General features: G+C 53.3%; 15 protein-coding genes. 7 read left to right on the top strand and 8 right to left on the bottom strand.

The window, feature by feature from the left end:
- Positions 1–82: 82 nt before the first annotated feature.
- Positions 83–1,627, bottom strand: coding sequence for a cryptochrome/photolyase family protein (locus tag DTL42_RS04710; RefSeq protein WP_114367514.1), 1,545 nt, complete (start codon positions 1,625–1,627; stop codon positions 83–85).
- A gap of 332 nt (positions 1,628–1,959) precedes the next feature.
- On the opposite strand from DTL42_RS04710, the gene DTL42_RS04705 reads away from it, so the two are divergent.
- Entirely contained in the window at positions 1,960–2,802 is an 843-nt protein-coding gene (locus DTL42_RS04705) for a hypothetical protein (RefSeq protein WP_114367513.1), read from the top strand.
- A 71-nt stretch (positions 2,803–2,873) separates the two neighbouring features.
- Here the strand turns inward: DTL42_RS04705 and DTL42_RS04700 are convergent, their stop codons facing one another.
- Positions 2,874–3,932 (bottom strand): FAD:protein FMN transferase, encoded by a 1,059-nt coding sequence (locus DTL42_RS04700; protein WP_114367512.1) that lies wholly within the window; start codon positions 3,930–3,932, stop codon positions 2,874–2,876.
- Between the two features lie 188 nt (positions 3,933–4,120).
- On the opposite strand from DTL42_RS04700, the gene DTL42_RS04695 reads away from it, so the two are divergent.
- From DTL42_RS04695 to DTL42_RS04670, 6 genes are all read left to right on the top strand, one after another.
- A complete protein-coding gene (locus DTL42_RS04695) occupies positions 4,121–5,509 on the top strand; it encodes a Gfo/Idh/MocA family protein (RefSeq protein ID WP_114367511.1) in 1,389 nt (462 codons plus the stop codon).
- Between the two features lie 232 nt (positions 5,510–5,741).
- The gene (locus DTL42_RS04690) at positions 5,742–7,529 is read left to right on the top strand and encodes a sensor histidine kinase (protein ID WP_114367510.1); all 1,788 of its coding nucleotides are present in this window, start codon (positions 5,742–5,744) and stop codon (positions 7,527–7,529) included.
- A 134-nt stretch (positions 7,530–7,663) separates the two neighbouring features.
- Positions 7,664–8,350 (top strand): phosphate signaling complex protein PhoU, encoded by a 687-nt coding sequence (phoU, locus tag DTL42_RS04685; RefSeq protein ID WP_114367509.1) that lies wholly within the window; start codon positions 7,664–7,666, stop codon positions 8,348–8,350.
- Positions 8,351–8,404: 54 nt separating this feature from the next.
- Positions 8,405–9,166, top strand: a complete 762-nt coding sequence (locus DTL42_RS04680; protein WP_114367508.1) for a response regulator — start codon at positions 8,405–8,407, stop codon at positions 9,164–9,166.
- A 279-nt stretch (positions 9,167–9,445) separates the two neighbouring features.
- Positions 9,446–12,889: a pyruvate carboxylase gene (locus tag DTL42_RS04675; protein ID WP_114367507.1), complete on the top strand. Its 3,444-nt coding sequence runs from the start codon at positions 9,446–9,448 to the stop codon at positions 12,887–12,889.
- A gap of 3 nt (positions 12,890–12,892) precedes the next feature.
- A complete protein-coding gene (locus tag DTL42_RS04670; RefSeq protein WP_114367506.1) occupies positions 12,893–13,681 on the top strand; it encodes a biotin--[acetyl-CoA-carboxylase] ligase in 789 nt (262 codons plus the stop codon).
- Here the strand turns inward: DTL42_RS04670 and DTL42_RS04665 are convergent.
- The 6 genes from DTL42_RS04665 to DTL42_RS04635 all read right to left on the bottom strand — a co-directional run bounded on the left by DTL42_RS04665 (position 13,668) and on the right by DTL42_RS04635 (position 20,803).
- Positions 13,668–14,492, bottom strand: a complete 825-nt coding sequence (locus tag DTL42_RS04665; protein WP_114367505.1) for a TrmH family RNA methyltransferase — start codon at positions 14,490–14,492, stop codon at positions 13,668–13,670. The genes DTL42_RS04670 and DTL42_RS04665 overlap by 14 nt on opposite strands.
- Positions 14,493–14,690: 198 nt before the next feature.
- On the bottom strand, positions 14,691–15,215 hold the full coding sequence (locus tag DTL42_RS04660; protein ID WP_114367504.1) for a hypothetical protein: 525 nt from the start codon (positions 15,213–15,215) through the stop codon (positions 14,691–14,693).
- Between the two features lie 118 nt (positions 15,216–15,333).
- Complete coding sequence (locus tag DTL42_RS04655; protein WP_234824072.1) at positions 15,334–16,818, bottom strand: OprO/OprP family phosphate-selective porin; 1,485 nt, start codon at positions 16,816–16,818, stop codon at positions 15,334–15,336.
- A gap of 414 nt (positions 16,819–17,232) precedes the next feature.
- Positions 17,233–18,957, bottom strand: a complete 1,725-nt coding sequence (locus DTL42_RS04650; protein WP_114367502.1) for a SulP family inorganic anion transporter — start codon at positions 18,955–18,957, stop codon at positions 17,233–17,235.
- A gap of 27 nt (positions 18,958–18,984) precedes the next feature.
- Positions 18,985–19,599, bottom strand: a complete 615-nt coding sequence (locus tag DTL42_RS04645) for a carbonic anhydrase (protein WP_114367501.1) — start codon at positions 19,597–19,599, stop codon at positions 18,985–18,987.
- A gap of 871 nt (positions 19,600–20,470) precedes the next feature.
- Positions 20,471–20,803: a Dabb family protein gene (locus DTL42_RS04635; RefSeq protein WP_234824071.1), complete on the bottom strand. Its 333-nt coding sequence runs from the start codon at positions 20,801–20,803 to the stop codon at positions 20,471–20,473.
- Positions 20,804–20,955: the final 152 nt, after the last annotated feature.

Raw genomic sequence — 20,955 nt, 5'->3', positions numbered from 1 at the left:
TAACCCCTATCGCTGGCGAGAGTCCCCTTCCGACTTGGCGTTTGAACCAAGCAATTTGGGGGAAACAGATGAGGGTGTGGCTTCAAACTTGCCACGTTTGACGTAGATGGGCCGCTTGATGGCGGATGGCTTCGATTTCTCCTGTGTCTCGCTTGGTCTCGATAGGTTTTAGCTGCAGTTTCATGCGAGAATTATTCGCCAACTGGTCGTAGTGGCGGTCGAGAAAGTCCCAATAGAGCGTCGTGATTGGACAAGCATTGTCTCCCACGGCCTGCTTATAGTTGTAACGACAGTTGCCACAAAAGTTGCTCATTTTGTGGATGTAATTGCCCGTGGATGCGTACGGCTTCGTGCCGACGATCCCGCCATCGCCATGTTGGCTCATCCCCAAGGTGTTAGGCAGCGAGACCCAATCGACCGCATCGAGATACATGGCCATGTGCCATTGATGGAACGCGTAAGGATCGACACCAAGCGTCAGGGACAAGTTGCCCAGGACCATCAAGCGTTGGATGTGATGTACATAACCGAAACGAAGAACGTGCTTCACCGACTGCTGAATACACTGCATGTCGGTTTGACCATCCCAGAAGAACGAAGGCATGGCTGCGTCGTGCTGGAAGTAATTCAACTCAGCGTAGTCTGGCATGTGGGTCCAGTAGATACCACGAATGAATTCCCGCCAACCGACGATTTGCCGGACAAAACCTTCAACGCTGGCTAACGGGGCGGATTGGTTTTCATAAGCCTCGATCGCGGCCGCAACACATTCTCGCGGATTGAGCAGTTTTAAATTCAAACTGGTCGACAGGCGAGAATGATGCAAAAAGGGTTCGTCCAGCCACATGGCATCTTCGTAACGACCGAAGTCTGCCAGATGCTTACCAACGAAATCGGCCAGCATTCGTCTTGCCTGGCCAGTTGTGACCGGCAGGTCGAAACCTTCTGCTGTGCCAGGATGATCTGCATAACGTGCTTCCACCAAGTCCATCACTTCTTGCGTGATCTTATCTGGGGTAAACGAAGTGGGGCGACCGATTTTGCCAGGGCCACGCTTGGGAAGCGGTTCGCGGTTGTCGTGATCGTAGTTCCAGCGGCCGCCCAGCGGCTGATGGCCATTCATCAGCAGACCGTGCTTCTTTCGCATCTGCCGATAAAACGTTTCCAAGAGAAGCGACTTGCGCCCCTGAGCAAACTTGTGAAATTCGTTCACCGTGGCATAGAAGTGAAGATCGGGCAAAATGTCGAGCGGAATCTGATGCGCTTGAGCGATCGTTTGCAGTTCACGTTTCACCCGGTAGTCGCCAGGCAAAACAACCCGTATGGCCGCAGGCTGCTCGTCTTGCAACGTTCTCCGCAGTAGATCACCGAATGTCTTGCCTTGGTCTTTTCGTGGATCGCTGGTCAGTTGATGGTAGGCGACCTGCTTGCCAGATTCCTCCAATTCGTCACGAAAATGACGCATCGCTGAAAGAAACAGGACGATCCGCTGCTGATGGCTAGGAACATTCGCGATTTCGTGATCGACTTCGGCCATCCAGAGTAGATCTTGCTGGGGATCGTAGCCATCAAAAATCGCCGAATCTCGATCGAGTTGGTCTCCGAGAATTAACAGCAAATGTCGCATGGCACGGCTCGGTAGGAGGAAAAATTCAATAGAAGAGGAACCGCCAAGATGCATCGCCTGCAACCGCAAACGGCATCGGCGATAAGCGTTCAGGTTGCTGGCGTCTAAAAGAGGAGTGCATGAGCCCGCGAGGGGACGTAGATGATTAGCATGCGAATGGTTTGTATGGGCAGGTGAATTTAAGTGGAATGAATTGACTAATAACAGATGGATGGTTTGAAGCGAATATCGAGGTAATGTAGGATGAGGCCTTTGGGAGATCCAAAGAACCCCCGCTCCCTCTAGATAAAACATCAATGACATCGTGAGACAATATGTATAAGAATTCTCCCATGGCGGCGTGGGCAGCGTTGGCTTTTGTTGGTCTCGTCTCCTCCTCTCTTTTCGCTCAATCAGCGCCTTACGATCCTTATGCACCGCAAGTCGAAGAGCCGCCAATCGCCGAAGATGGGTCACTGAATTGGCCGGTGTTCTACAAATCGCAAGACATTCAGGCCAATTACGAAAAGCTATGGATGACCGGGTCTTGTCTCGGGAACAGCAAGAAGGTGATGGTGCCGGTTGCCAAAAATCGCCTCGATATTAACAAGATGCCTGAAGGAAAGATCGAAGGCATTGTGATGCGAGTTGGCCAGGGGCAGCTTTTTGTGAAACAAGCCGATGGCAAGCTCAAGAAGGTCGCGGTTCACCCTGCAGGGGTGTCGCGAATCGAAATCTCGAAAGATGTTCCGGCCAGTTGGTTGAAGCCTGGCATGGGAGTTCGTTTGGTGGGTCAGGTCAACGAAGCCGGCCGTGGCGTCGAAACCTTGAAAGAACTCGATATCGTAACGATTCCTCCCGGGTTCGAGCCTGATCCGGTCGTCGCTGAAAAACGTCAATCGATCGTGGCAGTCGTGTCGAGTTTGCGCAGCAATCGCCTGGTTTTGAAGACACCGGCTGGTTCGCTACATCGGCTACTGTTCCAGATTTCGGACGAAACGGTTGCCCATGTTCAAGCCAAAGATCTGGCGTTCGCTTCCGTGGGGGATCTGGTCGAAGCGAAGGGGCACCTTTACAACGGCGATAACAACGAGGCTTGGGTGTTCGCCTCCGATGTAACGTTAACCCGGCCAGAAGCGAACTCTGGTGAAGAAACCAGCAGCGAAACGACATCGGTTGCTTCCAACAGCAATTAAGACCGTCGCGTTTCTTAGAACAAACTTAAATCGTGTTGGTAGCACATTGCTTAGTTACCAACACGATTTTTTTATGGGGTTGATTCTGTTTCGCTGGCTGAGTGTTCGCTAAGCCAATTCCCTAGGTTCGGGCTCGTCCAGGTCGTCGGCTTTTCGCCGATAAGCACTTCCATCCACGTCGCCACTTCGGGCCGATCGGCTAAGACCTCTGCTGCCGGTTGCGGCCCCAGCACGCTTAATGCGGATGCCCAAGCATCGGCCTGAGTTGCGTTCTGAGCGAACACGGTAATCGTGCCACGATGGGCGACACCATACCCAGTTCGTGGGTCGAGAATGTGCGAGTAGCGTTTGCCATTGTGTTCTAAGAACTGATAGGCATCGCCCGAAGTGGCCACAGCGCCGTGGGTGAGATGGGTAACCAAGATGGGAGGGGCTTTCGGATCGAGTCCAGCGATTCCCACTTTCCAACCTGGCTCGCCCCGTGGGGCCGCGCTAACGCCAACATCGCCGCCAGCGTCGACCAGGGCACGTGTAATCCCATGTTCCGAAAGCACCTGGATCGCGGCATCGATGGCATAGCCTTTGGCGATCCCTCCCAGGTCAATTCGCATGTTCGCCACGGCCAGGCTGACGGCTTGCTTATCCGGATGAAGCCTCAAGTGCTTGGCTCCGATAGCCGCGCGTACCGCTTTGATACGATCTTCGTCCAATTGATTGCGGCGACGGAATCGACGCCACTCTTTGGTCAACGGCCCCACCGTCACATCGAAGGCGCCCCGCGACTGTTGGTTGACCTCTTGGGCCTGGGAAAGGACATACCACAGGTCATCGCTCACCGGGACAGCTTGGCTGGTCGGAGATTTTGCAGAGAGAATTAAGACCTCGGAATCATTGCGGTAATCGCTACAAATTTGCTCGATCTCACGAATGCGTGCAAAGGCCGCCGTGGTCGCTTTTTGAAAGATTTCGGCGTCGTCGCAGTCAGCGACTATGCGGACCATTGTCCCCATGTGCAACTGAGAAACCGTAAGAAGGGAAGCCTCTTCCGCGCTCGCCAATGGTAATAGCACACAGAGCATGCCCCCCAACGTCCCCCAAAAGGTACTGTCAGCAACGAGGCGATTTGCCATGGAAAGTTCCTCGGAAAAAATAGTTAGGGACTACGTAAAATATTACGTAAGCCCTTATCTGTGCTGGGAATAATTGAAATAGGGTCGACGTTTCGGTATGCTATATAGCTTACCCTCACGGTAGCACGCACGTCGATTTTTCCCACCTCGCCCCTTTCTAATTTCTCGAATACGGAGAGTCTCCATTCATGTCCAAGAAAGAATCGAATAAAAAATCGGACGCGACTCAGACGTCGCGACGTGATTTCATTAAGACCGGTTCCTCGATGCTAGTCGCCGGTGGTGCGATCGCTGGTTCGTTAAGCATCGCCCAAAGTGCCCACGCTTTTGGTAGCGACCAAATTAAGATCGGTTTGGTGGGTTGCGGCGGTCGTGGTACCGGTGCTGCTGATCAAGCGATGAACACCGAAGGCGAAACCAAACTGGTCGCCATGGGTGACGTATTCGAAGATCGACTCTCGCAAAGCCTGCGTGCTTTGACTGGGCGTCACGCGAAGAAAGTCGATGTGCCAGCCGATCGTCAGTTCGTTGGTTTCGACGCCTACCAGAAGGTGATCGACTCGGACATCGATTTGGTGATTCTCGCCACTGCTCCTGGTTTCCGTCCGCTCCATTTTGAAACCGCCGTCAATGCGGGCAAGCACGTCTTCATGGAGAAGCCGGTTGCTACCGATTCGCCTGGGATTCGCCGCGTGCTGGAAGCCAACAAGATTGCTAAGGAAAAGAACCTGGCCGTCGCCGTTGGTCTGCAACGCCATCACGAAAAGGCCTATATCGAAACGATCAACCGCCTGAAGGATGGCGCGATCGGCGATATCATCTTCTGCCGAGCCTACTGGAACTCGAGCGGCGTTTGGACCCGTAACCGTACCGCTTCGCAATCCGAACTCGAGTACCAAATGCGAAACTGGTACTACTTTAACTGGCTGTGCGGAGATCACATCGTTGAGCAGCACATCCATAATCTCGACGTCATCAACTGGCTGATGGATGGTCCACCAGAGTCGGCCGAAGGCATGGGTGGTCGTCAGGTTCGTAAGGGTGCCGACAATGGTGAAATCTACGATCACCACATGATCGAATTCACCTACCCTAACGGTGTGAAGATGCTCAGCTCGTGCCGTCACATCCCTGGCTGCTGGAACAGTGTTTCCGAGCATGCCCATGGTTCGCGTGGTTACGCCGACATCAGCGGCGGCAAAATCTACGATGCCAAGGGAGACCTGGTTTGGAGCTACGGCCAAGGTGGTCGTAACGGTCACCAGGAAGAACACCATGACCTGTTCGCGGTGCTGCGGAAGGGCGAACGTCCGAACGAAGCAGAATATGGTGCTCATAGCACCATGACGGCGATCTTCGGGCGTATGGCGACCTACTCCGGTGGTCACAGCGGCAAGGGTGGTCAGGTGTTGAAGTACCAGGACGCTTTGAATTCGGAAATTGCTCTGGCCGACTTCGACAAGTTGACCAGCATGCAAGACGAAGCCCCGGTCAAGCCAGACCCAGAAGGGGTCAAGAAGCAGTTGGAACAATCGCCTTACATCATTCCAATGCCAGGCGAATCGATCACGATCTAAGCAATCGTGTTTGGTTTTGTAACCAACTTTGAAATCAGGGAAGGGCGGTCCGCATGGCGGAGCCGCCCTTTTTTCGTTAGATCGAAGGCCTTTTGCGGGTCTCCGAAGTGGTGTATGGCCGTTTATGAATGGATCTTCATCAAATCTACCCGCGTTGGCCCCTCCTGAAAGGGCTCTCTCGGCTTATCATACACAATGGCTTTTTCATGGAGACGATTGGTAACGAGACGTCATGGTACGGTCGCGAATTGGAACTTACATCTTGCTCTTGTTGGTCACGATTAGCTTCGTGTCCCTCTTGGCGATGACCTGGGCAGCCCGGCTGGAACGTAACGCGGCCATTCGCGCCGAGCGTATCAAGAAATTGCAAACGGTTGTTCAGCTTGTCAAAGTCACCGTTTGGAAAGACGAAGCCAGCCAATCCCTCGACGAAGAACTGCTCCAAAAACAAATTTCCCAGGCCGCCGCAGAAACAGGGACCTATCTCACGATTATCGATGCTGGCGGGCGCGTGTTGGCCGACTCGTTGAATCCGCCACGGCGGATGCCCAGCCTGCGCGACCAAGGCGAGTTCCGCGAAGCCGCGCGGGAAGAATTTGGCTATGCTCAGCGTTTTTTGCCCGACCAAGACATCACGATGCAGATGGTTGTGCAACGAGTCGATCGCCAGGGAAAACCGATCGCCTTTGTACGTGCTGGACTACCCAAGGATGAATTCAATAGTTCGAGTAGCACGATCTCGTTCGTGGTGGCAGCGATTGCGATGGGAGCCATCGTGGTAGGGGTCTTTCTTACCCGAGCCCTGGAAGTTCGCTTATTCGATCCCGTAGTCGAACTCATCGACGCCTGCAAATCGTTGGCGATACGCGGAGAACGGAAGAACCTCTGGAATTCCTCACCCGATGAATTAGGACAACTGGTTCGTGAATTTCAAGTCATGTCCAACACCGTGACGAAGCGCGAGGCGGAACTGCGCGATCAGGCGAATCGTATCGAAACCGTGTTAGGTAGCATGGTCGAAGGGGTGATTGCGGTAAGCTCCGATCGGGTTGTGTTGCTGGCAAATCAGGCCGTGCGGCGGTTGTTAGGCATCCGAGCTGAAAAGGTGGAAGGGCGTCCTTTGATCGAAGTCACGCGTAATCGAGCTTTAGATCAATCGGTGCAGCAAACGCTTTCCACAGGCAAGCCTGTTTCGATGGAGTTTGAGGTTCATTCTCCCTTTCGTCGTGTGCTGAACATTCATGCTAACTGCCTGCCTGGCGATCCTTGTCCTGGCGTGGTGCTGGTGCTGCACGATATGACCGAACTGCGCCGTTTGGAAAACCTCCGCCGAGAGTTTGTCGCCAATGTCTCGCACGAACTAAAAACCCCTTTGGCCGCCATTCGAGCCTATGCCGAAACGCTGCACATGGGGGCTGTGGATGATGCCGAGAACCGAGATTACTTTCTGGGCCAAATCACCGATCAAAGCGATCGATTGCATGATCTGATCATGGACATGCTGCAACTTGCCCGTGTGGAAGCAGGCCAGGAAGTGTTTGACATCACCGATGTCAACGTTGCCGATATCGCCCAGTGGTGTGCCGATACGCTTCGAGATAAAGCCGCAGCGAAGCAGATTCGCCTGGTTGTTGAGTCCGCCGAAGACGACGAGGTTTACGTCCGGGCGGATGAAGAAGGCCTGCGAACGATTGTCGGTAACCTGATCGACAATGCGGTGAAGTATTCCGGCAAACCAGGAGATGTCGTGGTGCGTTGGAAAGCCGAGGGAGACCAAGTGGCGATTTCGGTGCAAGATCACGGCATCGGTATCCCGGATGATGCCCAAGATCGAATCTTCGAACGATTCTTCCGGGTCGATAAAGCGAGATCCCGCGAAATGGGGGGGACTGGCTTGGGGCTCTCAATTGTAAAGCACTTGGCGGGCTCATTTGGGGGGAGTGTTGAACTGAAAAGCACCCTAAATGTGGGGTCTGTCTTCACGGTTCATCTGAAAAGAAGCCGCATTCTAACAAATTAACAATTGGATTTACATTGTCTTAACAATCGCTCGTTACGATTAAGGTTATCAAAAGCACCTCATTTGCTCTGCGAGGAAATTGGTTTCGGTTTCCTGACTAGAGCAGCAATCTACAACCACAGAGCCTCTGAACAATGCCGCTTCACCTGCAACGCGACTTAGATCACCTTCATCACGAGGTGTTGTCGCTCTCAGGGGTTGTGGAAGAGATGCTGGAGAAGGCGACCCGGGCGCTTTTTGAGCGGAATGCTCAAATGGCGGATGAAGTGATTGGGTTTGATTTTATCGTCGACGAGCGAGAAGTGCAGATTGAGGAAGAGTGCCTGAAAGCACTGGCCCTGCATCAACCAGTCGCAGTCGATTTACGCCGCATCGCTACCGTGTTAAAAGTCAACAACGACCTCGAACGGATGGCTGACTTAACGGTCAATCTGGCCGAACGTGCCAAATCGGTTATCGAATATCCCACGTTTGTCATTCCACCCCGCTTGGCACGCATGGCAGATATCGCCAAAGAGATGCTGGCCGATGTACTCGATTCGTTTGTCAACATGGACTGTGTCGCAGCGGCTCGCGTGGGGGCCACCGACGAGTTAGTCGATCGGATGAACGAAGAGATTATTCAAGAACTACAAAAGACGATGAAAGATCGTCCCGATCAAGTGGTCCCGGCACTGCATTGCTTTTCGGCAAGTCGGCATATCGAGCGAATTTCCGACCACGCGACGAATATCTCGGACGACGTGATTTATATGGTCAAAGGAACGATCGTGCGGCATCGTTTTTCAAGCGGCGCCAATGGTTCCTTGGCAAGTGGTTAAGTCCCATTTGGGTTTTGAAACAGGCTTTTTGATTTTTGAAATTGGACCAAAAAAATGGCCCGGATGAAGATTCTGATTGTCGAAGACGACCGTGCTCTGGCTGACGTGTTGGCTTACAACGTCCGTCAAGCTGGCTATGACGTACTCTCGGCTTACGATGGTCAGGATGGTTTGACTCAGGCACAAGTAAAAACGCCTGACATGGTGATCCTCGACTTGATGCTACCGGTCGTCGACGGTCTGGAAGTTTGCCGCCGACTGCGAGCCGACCCTGCGACGAAAGACATCATGGTATTGATGTTGACTGCCAAAGCAGAAGAGTCGGACCAGTTGATCGGTTTTTCGCTGGGGGCAGACGACTACGTCACCAAGCCGTTTAGCGTGAAAGTCTTGCTGGAACGGATCAAAGCGTTGGAGCGTCGCCGACGCGGGGAAGAAACGCCCACGACCGATGTCGTCTCCAGTCAAGGAGTCACGATCGATCGTCGGCGCCATCGTGCCACCGTGCATGGCAAGCCGCTGCAACTGACTCGCAGTGAGTTCCGTTTGCTGGAAACCCTCACCCGCCAACCGGGGCGAGTGTTCGATCGCTCGGAGTTGATCGATGCTGCGTTAGGAGAAGATACCGTTGTGATGGAGCGGACGATTGATGTTCACGTGAGAGCTCTGCGACGGAAAATGGCTGAATTCGCAGACCTGATCGAAACGGTTCGGGGTGTAGGCTATCGCTTCCGCGATCCTGGGGCAAAGCTGAGCGATGTGACCGACAACGACGAAGAATCGGCTGAGCCGGCCGGGAGCAGCTTTCGTATCTAGCCGGTGACCAAACGCGGAAAATCTAAATTCACTTTCGAACGGGCCAGGTGCCCGTTCTTTTTTGCGCAGACAGCCGTTCGGACGAATCTGAGGGAAGGAAACAACTGGATCAACTCGTTTAATCGGTCCAAATGTTCCCCGTTCAGGCCGGCATCGGCAGCTACCTACGCTCGATTCGGGGCCCCCGATTCTGGTATACTGGTTCGCCTCACCTCATATCATGATTCTCTAATCGTTTCCCCGAGTCTTGGGGATTCGTAGTGGACACGACGGCCAACCATGAAAAAAATCAGCAAGCTTCTCGTAACCAACCGTAGTGAAATCGCCATCCGAATTTTTCGCAGCGCCCACGAACTGGGGATTCGAACGGTTGGAATGTATTCGTACGAGGATCGTTTTGCGCTGCACCGTTTCAAAGCGGACGAAGCCTACCTCATTGGCCAGCCGGGCGAGCCGGTACGGGCTTATCTCGATATTCCCGGCGTAATTCGGCTTTGTAAAGAACACAACATCGATGCGATTCACCCTGGCTATGGGTTTATGTCCGAGAATCCGGACTTGGCCGATGCCTGCGATAAGAATGGCATCGTCTTTGTCGGCCCCTCGAAAAAATGTTTGGAAATGCTCGGCGACAAAACGGCCGCACGCAGCGTTGCCAAGCAGGCAGGTGTCTCCATCTTAGGAGGTAGCGATGCCGCGATCGAAAACGCTCAGGCTGGCCTGAAGGTGGCCAAAGAAATGGGCTTTCCCATTATCTTAAAAGCAGCCAAAGGAGGCGGGGGCCGCGGCATGCGTGTCGTACGAACCGCCGAGGAGTTCGAGTCGGCGTTTAACGAAGCCCAACGCGAATCGCTCAATGCTTTTGGTAGCCCCGATATCTTTATCGAGAAGTTCATTCAGCAAGCACGCCATATTGAAGTGCAATTGCTGGGGGATCGCCAAGGAAATCTGGTTCACCTCTTTGAACGCGATTGCAGCGTGCAGCGCCGTCATCAGAAAGTGGTTGAGATCGCGCCAGCACCTAGTCTCGATCCCAAAATCCGGCAAGGATTGTGCGATGCGGCCGTCGCCATTGGCAAAGCCGTTGGATACTACGCTGCCGGTACGGTCGAGTTTCTCGTCGATGCTGAAACGGGCGAGTATTACTTCATTGAAGTGAATCCACGCATCCAAGTCGAACATACCGTAACCGAAGAAATCACCGGGATCGATCTGGTAAAAGCTCAGATTCTGGTTGCCCAAGGAGATTCGCTCGATCATCCGGAGATCGGCATTCCGACGCAGGAATCGGTCGTGCCGTTTGGTTTTGCTTTGCAATGCCGTGTCACAACGGAAGACCCTACGAACAAGTTTTTGCCCGACTATGGTCGTGTTTCGCACTATCGTAGCGGAGCTGGCATGGGGGTCCGTTTGGATGCTGGAAGCGCGTTTAGTGGTGCGGTCGTCCATCCGTATTACGATTCGCTGTTGGTGAAAGTGACCGCCAGAGGACGCCGTTTTGTCGATGCCACCCGCCGCATGAACCGTGTGCTGCAAGAGTTCCGCGTGCGTGGCGTGAAGACGAATATTCCTTTTCTGATCCGCTTGATGAATCACCCTAAGTTCATCGAAGGGACATGCACCACGCGTTTCATCGATCAGACGCCAGAACTGCTAGAGTTTACCCCGCGGCGCGACCGAGCGACCAAATTGCTTAAGTTCCTGGGGGATGTCGCGGTGAATGGTAATCCGCTGGTCAAAGATCGCGTGATCTCCAAGCGACGAGATCCTGCCCCCACACCGGCACTTGTGGCCGACCAATCAAACCCTCAAGGATCGCGCGACCGCTTCAAGGAACTAGGTGTCGAGAAGTTTGCCCAGTGGGTTCGCGATCAGAAGCAACTGCTGTTCACCGATACCACCTTTCGCGACGCCCATCAAAGTTTGCTGGCAACGCGTGTACGCACGAAAGACTTGTTGAACATTTCAGAAGCTTACGCCCGCAATTGCCCAGAGATGTTCTCGTTGGAAATGTGGGGCGGGGCAACGTTCGATACGACGATGCGTTTCCTCAAGGAATCGCCCTGGCAGCGACTTGCTGACATGCGCGAGCGTGTGCCAAACATCTTGTTCCAAATGTTACTACGGGCATCGAACGCGGTCGGCTATACCAACTACCCGGACAACGTCGTTGTTGCTTTCGTGGAAGAAGCCGCTCAGGCCGGAATGGATATCTTTCGCGTGTTCGATGCCCTGAACTGGGTGCCGAACATGAAGGTTGCCATGGAGGCCGTGATTGCGGCGGGAGGAATTTGCGAAGCTTCGATTTGCTACACCGGCGATATCAGCAACCCGAAGCGAGACAAGTACAATCTGAAGTATTACGTCGATTTGGCAAAGCAGTTGGAATCGATGGGGGCCCACTTCCTCGCCATTAAAGATATGGCCGGTCTCTGCAAGCCAACCGCAGCTCGCAAGTTGATCAAGACCTTGCGAGAAGAAATTGGCTTGCCGATTCATTTTCACACGCACGATACCGCCGGGATTCAGGCCGCTTCCATTTTGGAAGGTGCTCAAGTTGGGCTCGATATCGCCGACGCCGCCATGGCGCCACTCTCTGGCGGAACCTCGCAACCCAACTTGAACACGGTGGTGGAAATGCTGCGTGGCACACCGCAGGAAAGCCAGCTTCAAACCAAAGCAATTGATGAAATTGCTGAATATTGGCGATCGGTGCGAGAGTTCTACACGCCGTTTGAAAGTACGGTGTTGCCGGCGACGGCGGACTTGTATCGCCACGAAATGCCAGGCGGGCAGTACACCAATTTGTTCCAACAAGCACACGCGTTGGGGCTTTCCGATCAATGGTCTCAGATTTGCGAAATCTACGCCCAGGTCAACGAGATGTTAGGGGACATCGTCAAGGTGACTCCCACTTCGAAGGCCGTCGGTGACATGGCGTTATTCATGGTCGCCAACGATTTGACCCCTGCGGATGTGTTGAACCCAGAGCGGGAACTCGCGTTTCCTGCTTCGGTCAAGGACTTGCTCGGCGGACGCATGGGCCAGCCGCCAGGTGGTTTCCCGGAAGCCTTGCAAAAACGCGTGATGCGAGACGAACCCATCCTCACGACACGTCCTGGCGAAAGCTTCGAGCCCGCCGATTTTGTCGCTGCGGAAGCCAAGGTCGAGAAATTCTTGGGCCGTAAGCCGAAACGCAACGAGGTCGTATCGTATCTGCTGTATCCCAAAGTCTATGAAGACTTTGCCAAGCACGAGTTGAATTATGGTGATGTCAGCGGTCTGCCGACGCCGGTCTTCTTCTACGGTCAGGAACCAGGAGAAGAACTGGCAGTGGATATCGAAGTGGGCAAGACGCTGATCGTGAAGTTCCTCACTATCAGCGATCCGCACCCCGACGGTTCGCGTGTCGTCTTCTTCGAGTTGAACGGTCAGCCCCGCGAAGTGAGTGTGATTGACCAATCGTTGGAGTCGGATGTTCCTAAGCGGCAAAAAGCGGATGCCGACGATCCAAAACAAATCGGCTCGTCGATGCCAGGTATGGTCGTAACCATTGCCGTCGAGCCTGGCGAAAAAGTTGCCAAGGGGCAAAAGCTGCTTTCGTTAGAAGCGATGAAGATGGAGACAACCATCTACGCGGAAGTCGAGGGTACGGTCGAGCAGGTTTTGGTCAAGCCTGGCAGTCAGGTCGAAACAGGTGACTTGATGATTAAGTTGAACTAGCCGATGAGTGATTGGTTTCCGGATTTGGTCCGTGTTGAAATCGAACGCGTGGCAAACTTTGCCTGCGTTAAGGTCTTCGCAGAGTTGCCTTCGACAAGCGACTATGCGCTAGAGCATATCGAGGCATACCAAGATCGCATGCCGGCCTTGTTTGTGGCCCGCCAGCAAACCAAAGGGCGGGGCAGGGGGGCACGAAGTTGGTTCGCCGGAGATGGTGCGCTCACGTTTTCTGCGTTGTTATCGCAAGCGAATACACCGATCGAGCCACACGCTTGGCCACGCAGTTCATTGATAGCCGGTGTGGCCATGTGTCAGACGCTAGAGCAGTACGCCGATACCGAACTGCTCAAGGTGAAATGGCCGAACGATGTCTACTTAGCCGGGCGGAAGGTATGCGGGATTCTGGTCGAAAAACGAGAACTCGCTAATCCGGTGATGTGTCTTGGGGTTGGTGTGAACGTTAACAATTCGCTGGAAAATGCTCCGCCAGACGTCCAGCAAAAAGCGATCGCGTTGACCGACATCACGCATCAACGCCATTTCCTGCCAGAGATTCTGCTCGAGTTTCTCTTGCGATATCAGAAGCTCTCGGAAGCGAACGCGTCGTCCCTGGAATCGCTGCTTGCTTATTGGCGAGAACACTGCTTGCTAACTGGGCGGCAAATTGAAACCATGCAGGGTACGCAACAATTGACTGGCGAATGTCATGGAATCGATGTGAATGGATCGCTGCTGGTGCAAACCTCGGCGGGGCAGCGGCAAATTGTTTCCGGCGAAATCATCCGCTGGTAACGCATCCCTGTAAGTAGCAGAAGTGATAAAGAAAGATCCCGGTCGCCATCGCTACGTTCAACGAGTCACTACCGCGTCGCATCGGTAAGGTTATCTGGTGATTGCAATGGGCGAGCGTGTTCTCTTCTAGCCCGTATCCCTCGTTCCCCATTAGTAAAACACTTCGCGGCGCGCGGGTAACTTCTGCTAAGGGAGTGGCCGTTGTGGAAAGAACGGTGGCGAATGACTCGAAGCCGAGGGACTGTAGCTTGGCCAAGTCTGCGCCGAAATCGGTCGATTCGACAATCGGAATTTTAAAGGCGTGCCCTGTGGAAACGCGAAGGCTACGGCGGGAAAACGGATCGGCGCAACCTTCATCAAGCAAGATGGCATCCGCCCCAAACGCACAAGCCGTACGAATAATCGAACCGAGGTTTTCGAAGTCGCCAATCTTCGAGGCGGCCAGGACCGTCAACTGGTTGGCTCGATCCGTGGGCAGAACACCATCAATCGAAGGACGGGGAGGCCTTTGACCGCAGGCCATGATCCCGCGATGAAAATTATACCCAACGAGCTGCTTGATATCGGATCGCGACAAAACGTAGATCGGAAACGTACCGAGCCGGTGAGGTGGAAGGGAAGGGATTTTTTCGATCCCATCGACCAGGAGCGATTCGATCAGGAAGTCGCTCTCTAAAAGCCGCTGCACCAGAAACTGGCTTTCCGCCACAAAGTATCCGTCACGCGTGTGACTTTTCCGTTCAAACTCCCGCTTATAACGCAGCAGTTGCGGATCTTCCGGGGACTCGATCTGAATAATGTTCTCGCTCATGGCGAGCCATTTTACTCGGTTTGATCGCTTGGGAAGAGGACCTCACCCAAGCCGGTCCCGAGAAAGGGACAGGACGTATTTAGTACCGCTCGCTGGGGAACCCTTTTCCTTTATTTTCGAACGAAAAAAGCCCTTGGAGTTGGGGAAGCCTCCAAGGGCGATGCGAATTCCTCTGAGTCTAAGTTGGAGGGAGACTCGTTAGATGGCTGGAGCAAAAAACGTGGCTTGCTCGATCACCATCGGCGGCATTGGAGGAACGTCTGAAGGAGATTGGTCTTCCGGAGTAACAACCGGCGGCATCGGTCGTGGAGCTTCGGTTGGTGCGGGCGTCGCAATCACGCCACAGGCACCGCCACTTTGGTTACTGCATCCGCAGTCGCCCGTACCATAGCAGCCGTTGGGGCCGCAGCCGGAGTTGACAACGTTCCATTTGACTTCGCTGTCTGGGCATTTGTATTCCCACTTGGTAAGAACTTTAACCGAGCGAACCTTGCCACAGCGAAGCGGATCGCAGCAATCTTCCCAAGGAAAACGGACAGCCGGGATGCAAACGTCTTTGCATTTGTCGGCGTAACAGTTGTGTGCCGTTTCGATTTCCTTAACTTCGGGCGAGCATGTTTTGCCGTCAGAAGAGCAGCAAGTTTTGGTACAGCAGCGTGTCAGGCAGCAGCCGCTGCCATAGACCAGCACGAGTAGCCCCAGCAGGGCAAAGTAACGGTTCATGGAGATGGCTCCGTTTTATTATTTGATTGAATGCGTATTGGAACTGTTGGACTGCTTGAAGAGACGATGCTGCTCTCAGCAGTTTGGTTTTGTCGGAGAAGCTGGGTATGGCTTCGATTTAGAAGTCGACCATGAACCGCAAACCGAGTGCGTCGTACCAACCTGCGGTGGAAGGGGCACCCGCGACGACGCGGTCTGAGATGCGACCATTGATGTAGTTGAACTGCATACGAGCATGCGGATTCCACCACCAGTTCACGCCCAAAGTGGCACTTTCGCCGACACCACCGAAGACATCCTGGTCAGTGAAGTCGCAATAGGAATAGCGTGCCGCGATCTGCCAGGCACCCCAGCCGTAGCTCCGGCAACCGTCACAGCGATTAACGATCCAGAAGTTCTCTAGCGGCTTCGTGCGGCCCAACGTGCCAGAGGTGCGGTCCCAAGGGGTGTATTCGCCGGTCAGCCAGTAAGCAGCATAGACGTAGCCGCCACCAAAGTTGGTGTTCGGTGCAGCCGTGCGGTTCGCATGAACGGTTTGGTATTCACCCACAACACTGAATGACCCTACGTTCAGCACCCCTTCCAAACCAAGTAGCTGGTAGTTTGCCGCACCGAGAACGCCGGTATCGAACCATTTGCCATCGGTTCTCGCTTCAGGGCGTGTGCGGAAGCGATCGGCACCACCACCACTAGGAAACGCTGCCGAGCCTGCGACGGCCCAGTGAGCGTAGCCTCGCCCGCCTGAAGTTTCGTCGTACCAAATGGTATTGGCCAAGCGACCCGCGACTTCTGACTGATAGTTATCGGAATACTGGTGACCAGGCTTCGAGAGGTCTTGCATGGCAAACGTACCGAAACGCCAGTTCCAGGCTTCGTTGTCGGAAAGACCATACGATTGCAAGCCAATACGACGAGCATCTTGATTGAACGCTTCAATCACAAACGGGCGTTCCATGAAGACGTTGTAGCGGCTGGAGTTTAAGTGATCCAAACCGTAAGGACGTTTTTGATTACCCAGCAGCACGGTATGCAGCCAAGGCAGTTCTGTCCAACCGAGATAAGCGTCTTTAAAGGCCAACGAATCAGGCGACGCGAACTCCATTTCAATTTTGTAGTTCATCGTTTCGTTGACATCGCCTGCTACGCCGTATCGTAGCCGACGGAAACCAATGAAATCAGGCGGGCTTTCCGCCGCATTGCCGGTATCTAAGTAGTTCGGCAGGGCCGACTCTTTAGGAAAATGCCAGTAGTCAAAATGAACACGGCCCGACCATTTTTGGGTAGGCTTGGAAAGGATTTCGACTTCCTTGCAAGCTTCTTCCGCTTTGTCAGCTTCCAGAGCTTCCACCCGCTCTAAAAGGTTGTAGTACGAAGCCGCAGAAACGGTGTCCTCCGGCTCATGCACGCTTGGCAAATGCCGTGGAACATCGTCCTCGGCAAAGTAGCTGGGTGTGGCTTGTGAGGGGGCGGCTGGGTACTCGTAGGTGGGCTGTCCGTAGCCCACATTCGGCGCATTGTAAAATGGCTCTTGCGAGTAACTGATCGCCGGAGCTAGGGCACCGAGGAAAATGCCAAGAGCGCGGCAGGTCCAACTCGTCTTCATCGTAATATCCATATTTCAGCGGTAACGCTCATCCTGAGCAAAAAGAACGAATGCCGTTGCATTGCGATAATCGTCAACGCTGTTACGAATCGCAGATCGATTCCAGGCTTACCAGTAGATCCCAAATCAATCGCAAACCCACCGAATATGGTGGAATAAGAGCAATCATGCGAGAACGCATAATCGGTAGAGTCGCACTCTTCAAGCGATACAACCCTCACAGATATCGCTAGCGGAGTTAACGAATTTGTCAGTACGAGTCAGAAATCTCTTATGGTCCGCACGAGGACTCGACTCAGCACGTCCAAAGCGATGAGTCGAGCCCCCAAATGTAGAGGCAGAGTGCGGTGATATTTACACAGTCTTAACAACAATGCGGTATGACACACGATCGGTGAATTGCGGTTATAACGATTATGACATGGTAGCACTCGTTTCAACCGCTCCAACCTTCGCACTTTTAACTCGTTTCAGCGTGTGAGACGCAGGGATAGGTTCCAGGGAACGGATGTCGACTTCCTTCTGGAACTTGCCGTGCAATTGGCTCCAGTCGATCGTCAATTGCCCGCCTGACTTCTCGTGTTGTTTCGCCCAATCGATCAAGGTCTCGAAGCAAGCGTGATCGACATAGGACAAATTGGTTAAGTCCACATGCAGGTCCGCATCTTCCGGGATCTCCTCCAAGCGAGCGGTTAAGATTGGCAGACGCAGGAACGTAGCGGCTCCATTCAGTCGAAGGAGGGCTGTTTTCTCTTCCTCGTTCACAAGCAGATCGGCCTCAAATCTTGTGAAGGTCACAAGCAATTTGATCGCCGAGAGGACAATACCTGCCACAACCCCAATCAATAGATCGAAGCTGACAATCAGTGTAATTGTCGTGGCATAAATCGCGAACTCTGACCAGCTGGTTTGGTAAAGCTCTTTGATCTGTTTGATGTTCAGAAGTTTGAAACCGGTGTAAACCAGCAACGCCCCCAAAGCGGCCTTGGGAACCATGGTCAACACCGAAGGTAAAAGCACGATGAACAACAGCAGCCAGGCACCATGTAAGATGGTCGCGCCTCGTGTTTGTCCGCCAGCGTTAACGTTTGCAGCACTACGGACGATCACGCCAGTCATTGGCAGGGCCCCGACAAGTCCGCAAAGAACGTTACCGATTCCTTGGGCAGTCAGTTCCTTGTCGTGATTGGTTTTATGTCCTTGCTTCATCTTGTCGATCGCGGTGGCACAGAGCAAGGTTTCGGCACTAGCCACCAAGGCAATCACAATCGCGGCAACATACAGAGATCTATCCGTTAAGATGGCCATCCACTCTGGCGTGGAATTAAGAAACGATACTTCATCTAACAAGTTTTGCGGCACACTCAACTGCTTGAGAGGGAAATTCCAAACGAGCGCGACGATCGTCGCCATCACAATCCCCAACAAAGCAGCCGGAACGAGTTGCAATTTCTTAGGAGCCAAAGATTGCCAGACCAACATGGTGGCGATTGTCACAATGCCAATCGCGGCAGCCAAATGATGGACGTGTCCGGCTTCTTCAGGGGTAAAACATTTCCAGATCGCTTCAGGGATCGTGGCCATGTACTCGAGGCCTCCGTGGGCTTTGTGTCCATGCCAGAGGGCTTCATGGTCCAGCATAACGTGGAACTGACTAACCATAATCAGAACCCCGATGCCTGCGAGCATCCCGTTGATAACTGCCGGCGAGACGGCTTGAAACCAACGTCCAATCATCAGCCGACCCGCGATGATCTGAATGACGCCTGCCAGCAGGACGGCAAAGCCGAGTGCCGCTAAAGCGTAGGTAAGTGCGGCGGCTTCCGCGCCTGCTTCAGGGCCGGAATAGAAGCCAAGGAACTTCGCTTTCTGTTGGGCTAAAATGTCTGCGACAATCACAAACAAGCCTGCGGCTGGTCCGCTGACTTGCAGCGGCGAACCGGAAATAAAGCCAACAACTAAACCACCGATAATGCCCGTGATGAGAGCACGGGCCGGATTTACGCCGACGGCAACAGCAATCCCAATACAAAGGGGAAGGGCTACCAGGAAGACGACAATCGAGGCGATAAAGTCTTTGCGAAAAACTCCCGGGAAGTAATTCGAGGCCGTCCCATTTGATTTTTCGTGCGTTTTCATGGTCTTTCCAATGAATGATCGGTGGGACTAAACCGTTTGTGCGACAGGTTGAGAGAATTGTTCCGTTTCCGGCGTCAGTACCGAGACGGTTCCGGTCTCAAAATCGTAGAGCCAACCCTTGAGCGTCAGCCGCCGTGCTTCGACAGCGTCGGCAACTGCGGGAAAGGTCATCAGGTTGCACAACTGTAGGCGAATATTGGCCTGGACTACCTGAGTCAGACGGTCAGTGGTTTCGTCTTGGGGAATTGCTTCCAGGGCCTTTCGAGCTGTGGAAACCCACTTACTCACCTCAGGCAGCGAAGAAGTGGAATCGGGATCGAGAAGCCCCGCCATCGCGCCACATTTGGTATGTCCACAAACAATGATCTGCGGAACTTGTAAGGCGTTCACGGCATATTCAATGGTGGCTGCAATGCCGAGGTCGGCTTCCCCTTGGCGGCCGATAATATTGCCGGCATTGCGGATCACAAATAGCTCACCAGGTTGGCAGTCTGTAAGCAGGGCCGGATCAACTCGGGAGTCGCTGCATGTAATAAAGAGAGCATCTGGTTGCTGCCCGTTGGCCAGTTGCTCAAATCGGCTTCTCAGCTCAGGGTACTTTCGCTGTTGAAAACGGGTAACGCCCGCGAATAGGTCACGCATAGGACAGGTCTACCTTGTCTGAATTTATCTGCGGTATGAAATTCGACCGCTCGGCGTGCAAACGCAACCATGTGTCTGCGCGACGAGTGGGGGGGGAAATTAAGAGTTCCAGTGATAAGTCAAACGAGACCTTCCACCAGAATGAATTTCAGAACAGACCGCTGGCAGATAGCCAAACAGGCAGGCATCGCTTTTCTGTAGGCGCGCAGCGGTCTAGCGAGACCTAACAGATAATATGGCCGCCGAATCCATTTTCGCTCAGCAGCGTGATAGGAGCGGCTGGTGGGACCGAACGAGCGAATCGCTTGAATTGCGGGATGGGGCGTTTATCAAGCGAGCGATCGGCACCTAAACTCAGAACGTATCGCGACGAACAAGCATTTTCGCGATGCTCCTCTTCTTCGCTTTCGGTTTCCGAGTTGTTTTGCGAGGAAGATGAAGAACTTGAGCCCGGGAAGCTTGAGCTCATTGCAGCACCGATCAGCCGGGGACGTGCGCCCGGTAGAAGAAGTGCCAAAACAAGCAACAGAACTAGCCAGCTGGGTCTCATGAATTAGCTTTTAGAGCTTGGTATCTCTGGAGAGCGATTGGTCATTAGCTATTAAACAATTCGGTCACTCGGCATTCGTATCGGCAGCGAATGCCCTAGAATCCGAAAAAATGTCTCTAAAAAAAGAATAGGTAAACGAGGGCCATTCGTCCAACCCCGAACTGGTGATCATGGGCAAAAAAACAAAACATTTGCGCGCAAAGTGACTTGTTCTTGCCTTAATGTCCTAATTGACGGTACGCAAAGAGCCGCGTTGCTTTCTTAAAAGCTTAGCGGCTCTGAGGTTGATTTTAGGTAGTTCTTTTGGGTGGCTGCCAGGCTTTATTTGGCCCAGTAGTCAATGACGAACGCTTCTTCCAAGTAGGGGCCCAGCAGCGAGACAAACTTTTTGTGCTCTGGATGGGGCAGATAGGTCTCGCGATCTTTTTCACTGGCAAAAGTCACCAGGAAGCAATGGGTAAAGCCCTTATCGAACATTTCTGGGCTGTTGTTTGTGCCCCACTCGTACTCTTTGATTTGCGGAATCTTGCTGGGTAGTTCGCTGAACGCCTTCTCGATCTTTTCGATGTCTTGCGCGGAGGCCGATTCTTTGAACTTGAAGATCACAACGTGCCGTAGTTTGCCGGACGATTCTTTTTCTTCAGCTTGCGACATAGTGGCCATCGTAAACATGCCCAACATCATCAGGGCTGCACAAAGGGAAAAACAACGGAGTTCCAAGCCTGGAAACTTCATAGAGGCGGGCCTTTTAGAGATCGTGTAGGAGGGAGCGTCTGAGGTAATGCTGGCGAGATATCCTTTAATTT

The sequence above is a fragment of the Bremerella cremea genome (genome assembly GCF_003335505.1).
Taxonomy (GTDB): domain Bacteria; phylum Planctomycetota; class Planctomycetia; order Pirellulales; family Pirellulaceae; genus Bremerella; species Bremerella cremea_A.
This window is presented reverse-complemented; position numbering and strand designations above follow the sequence as displayed.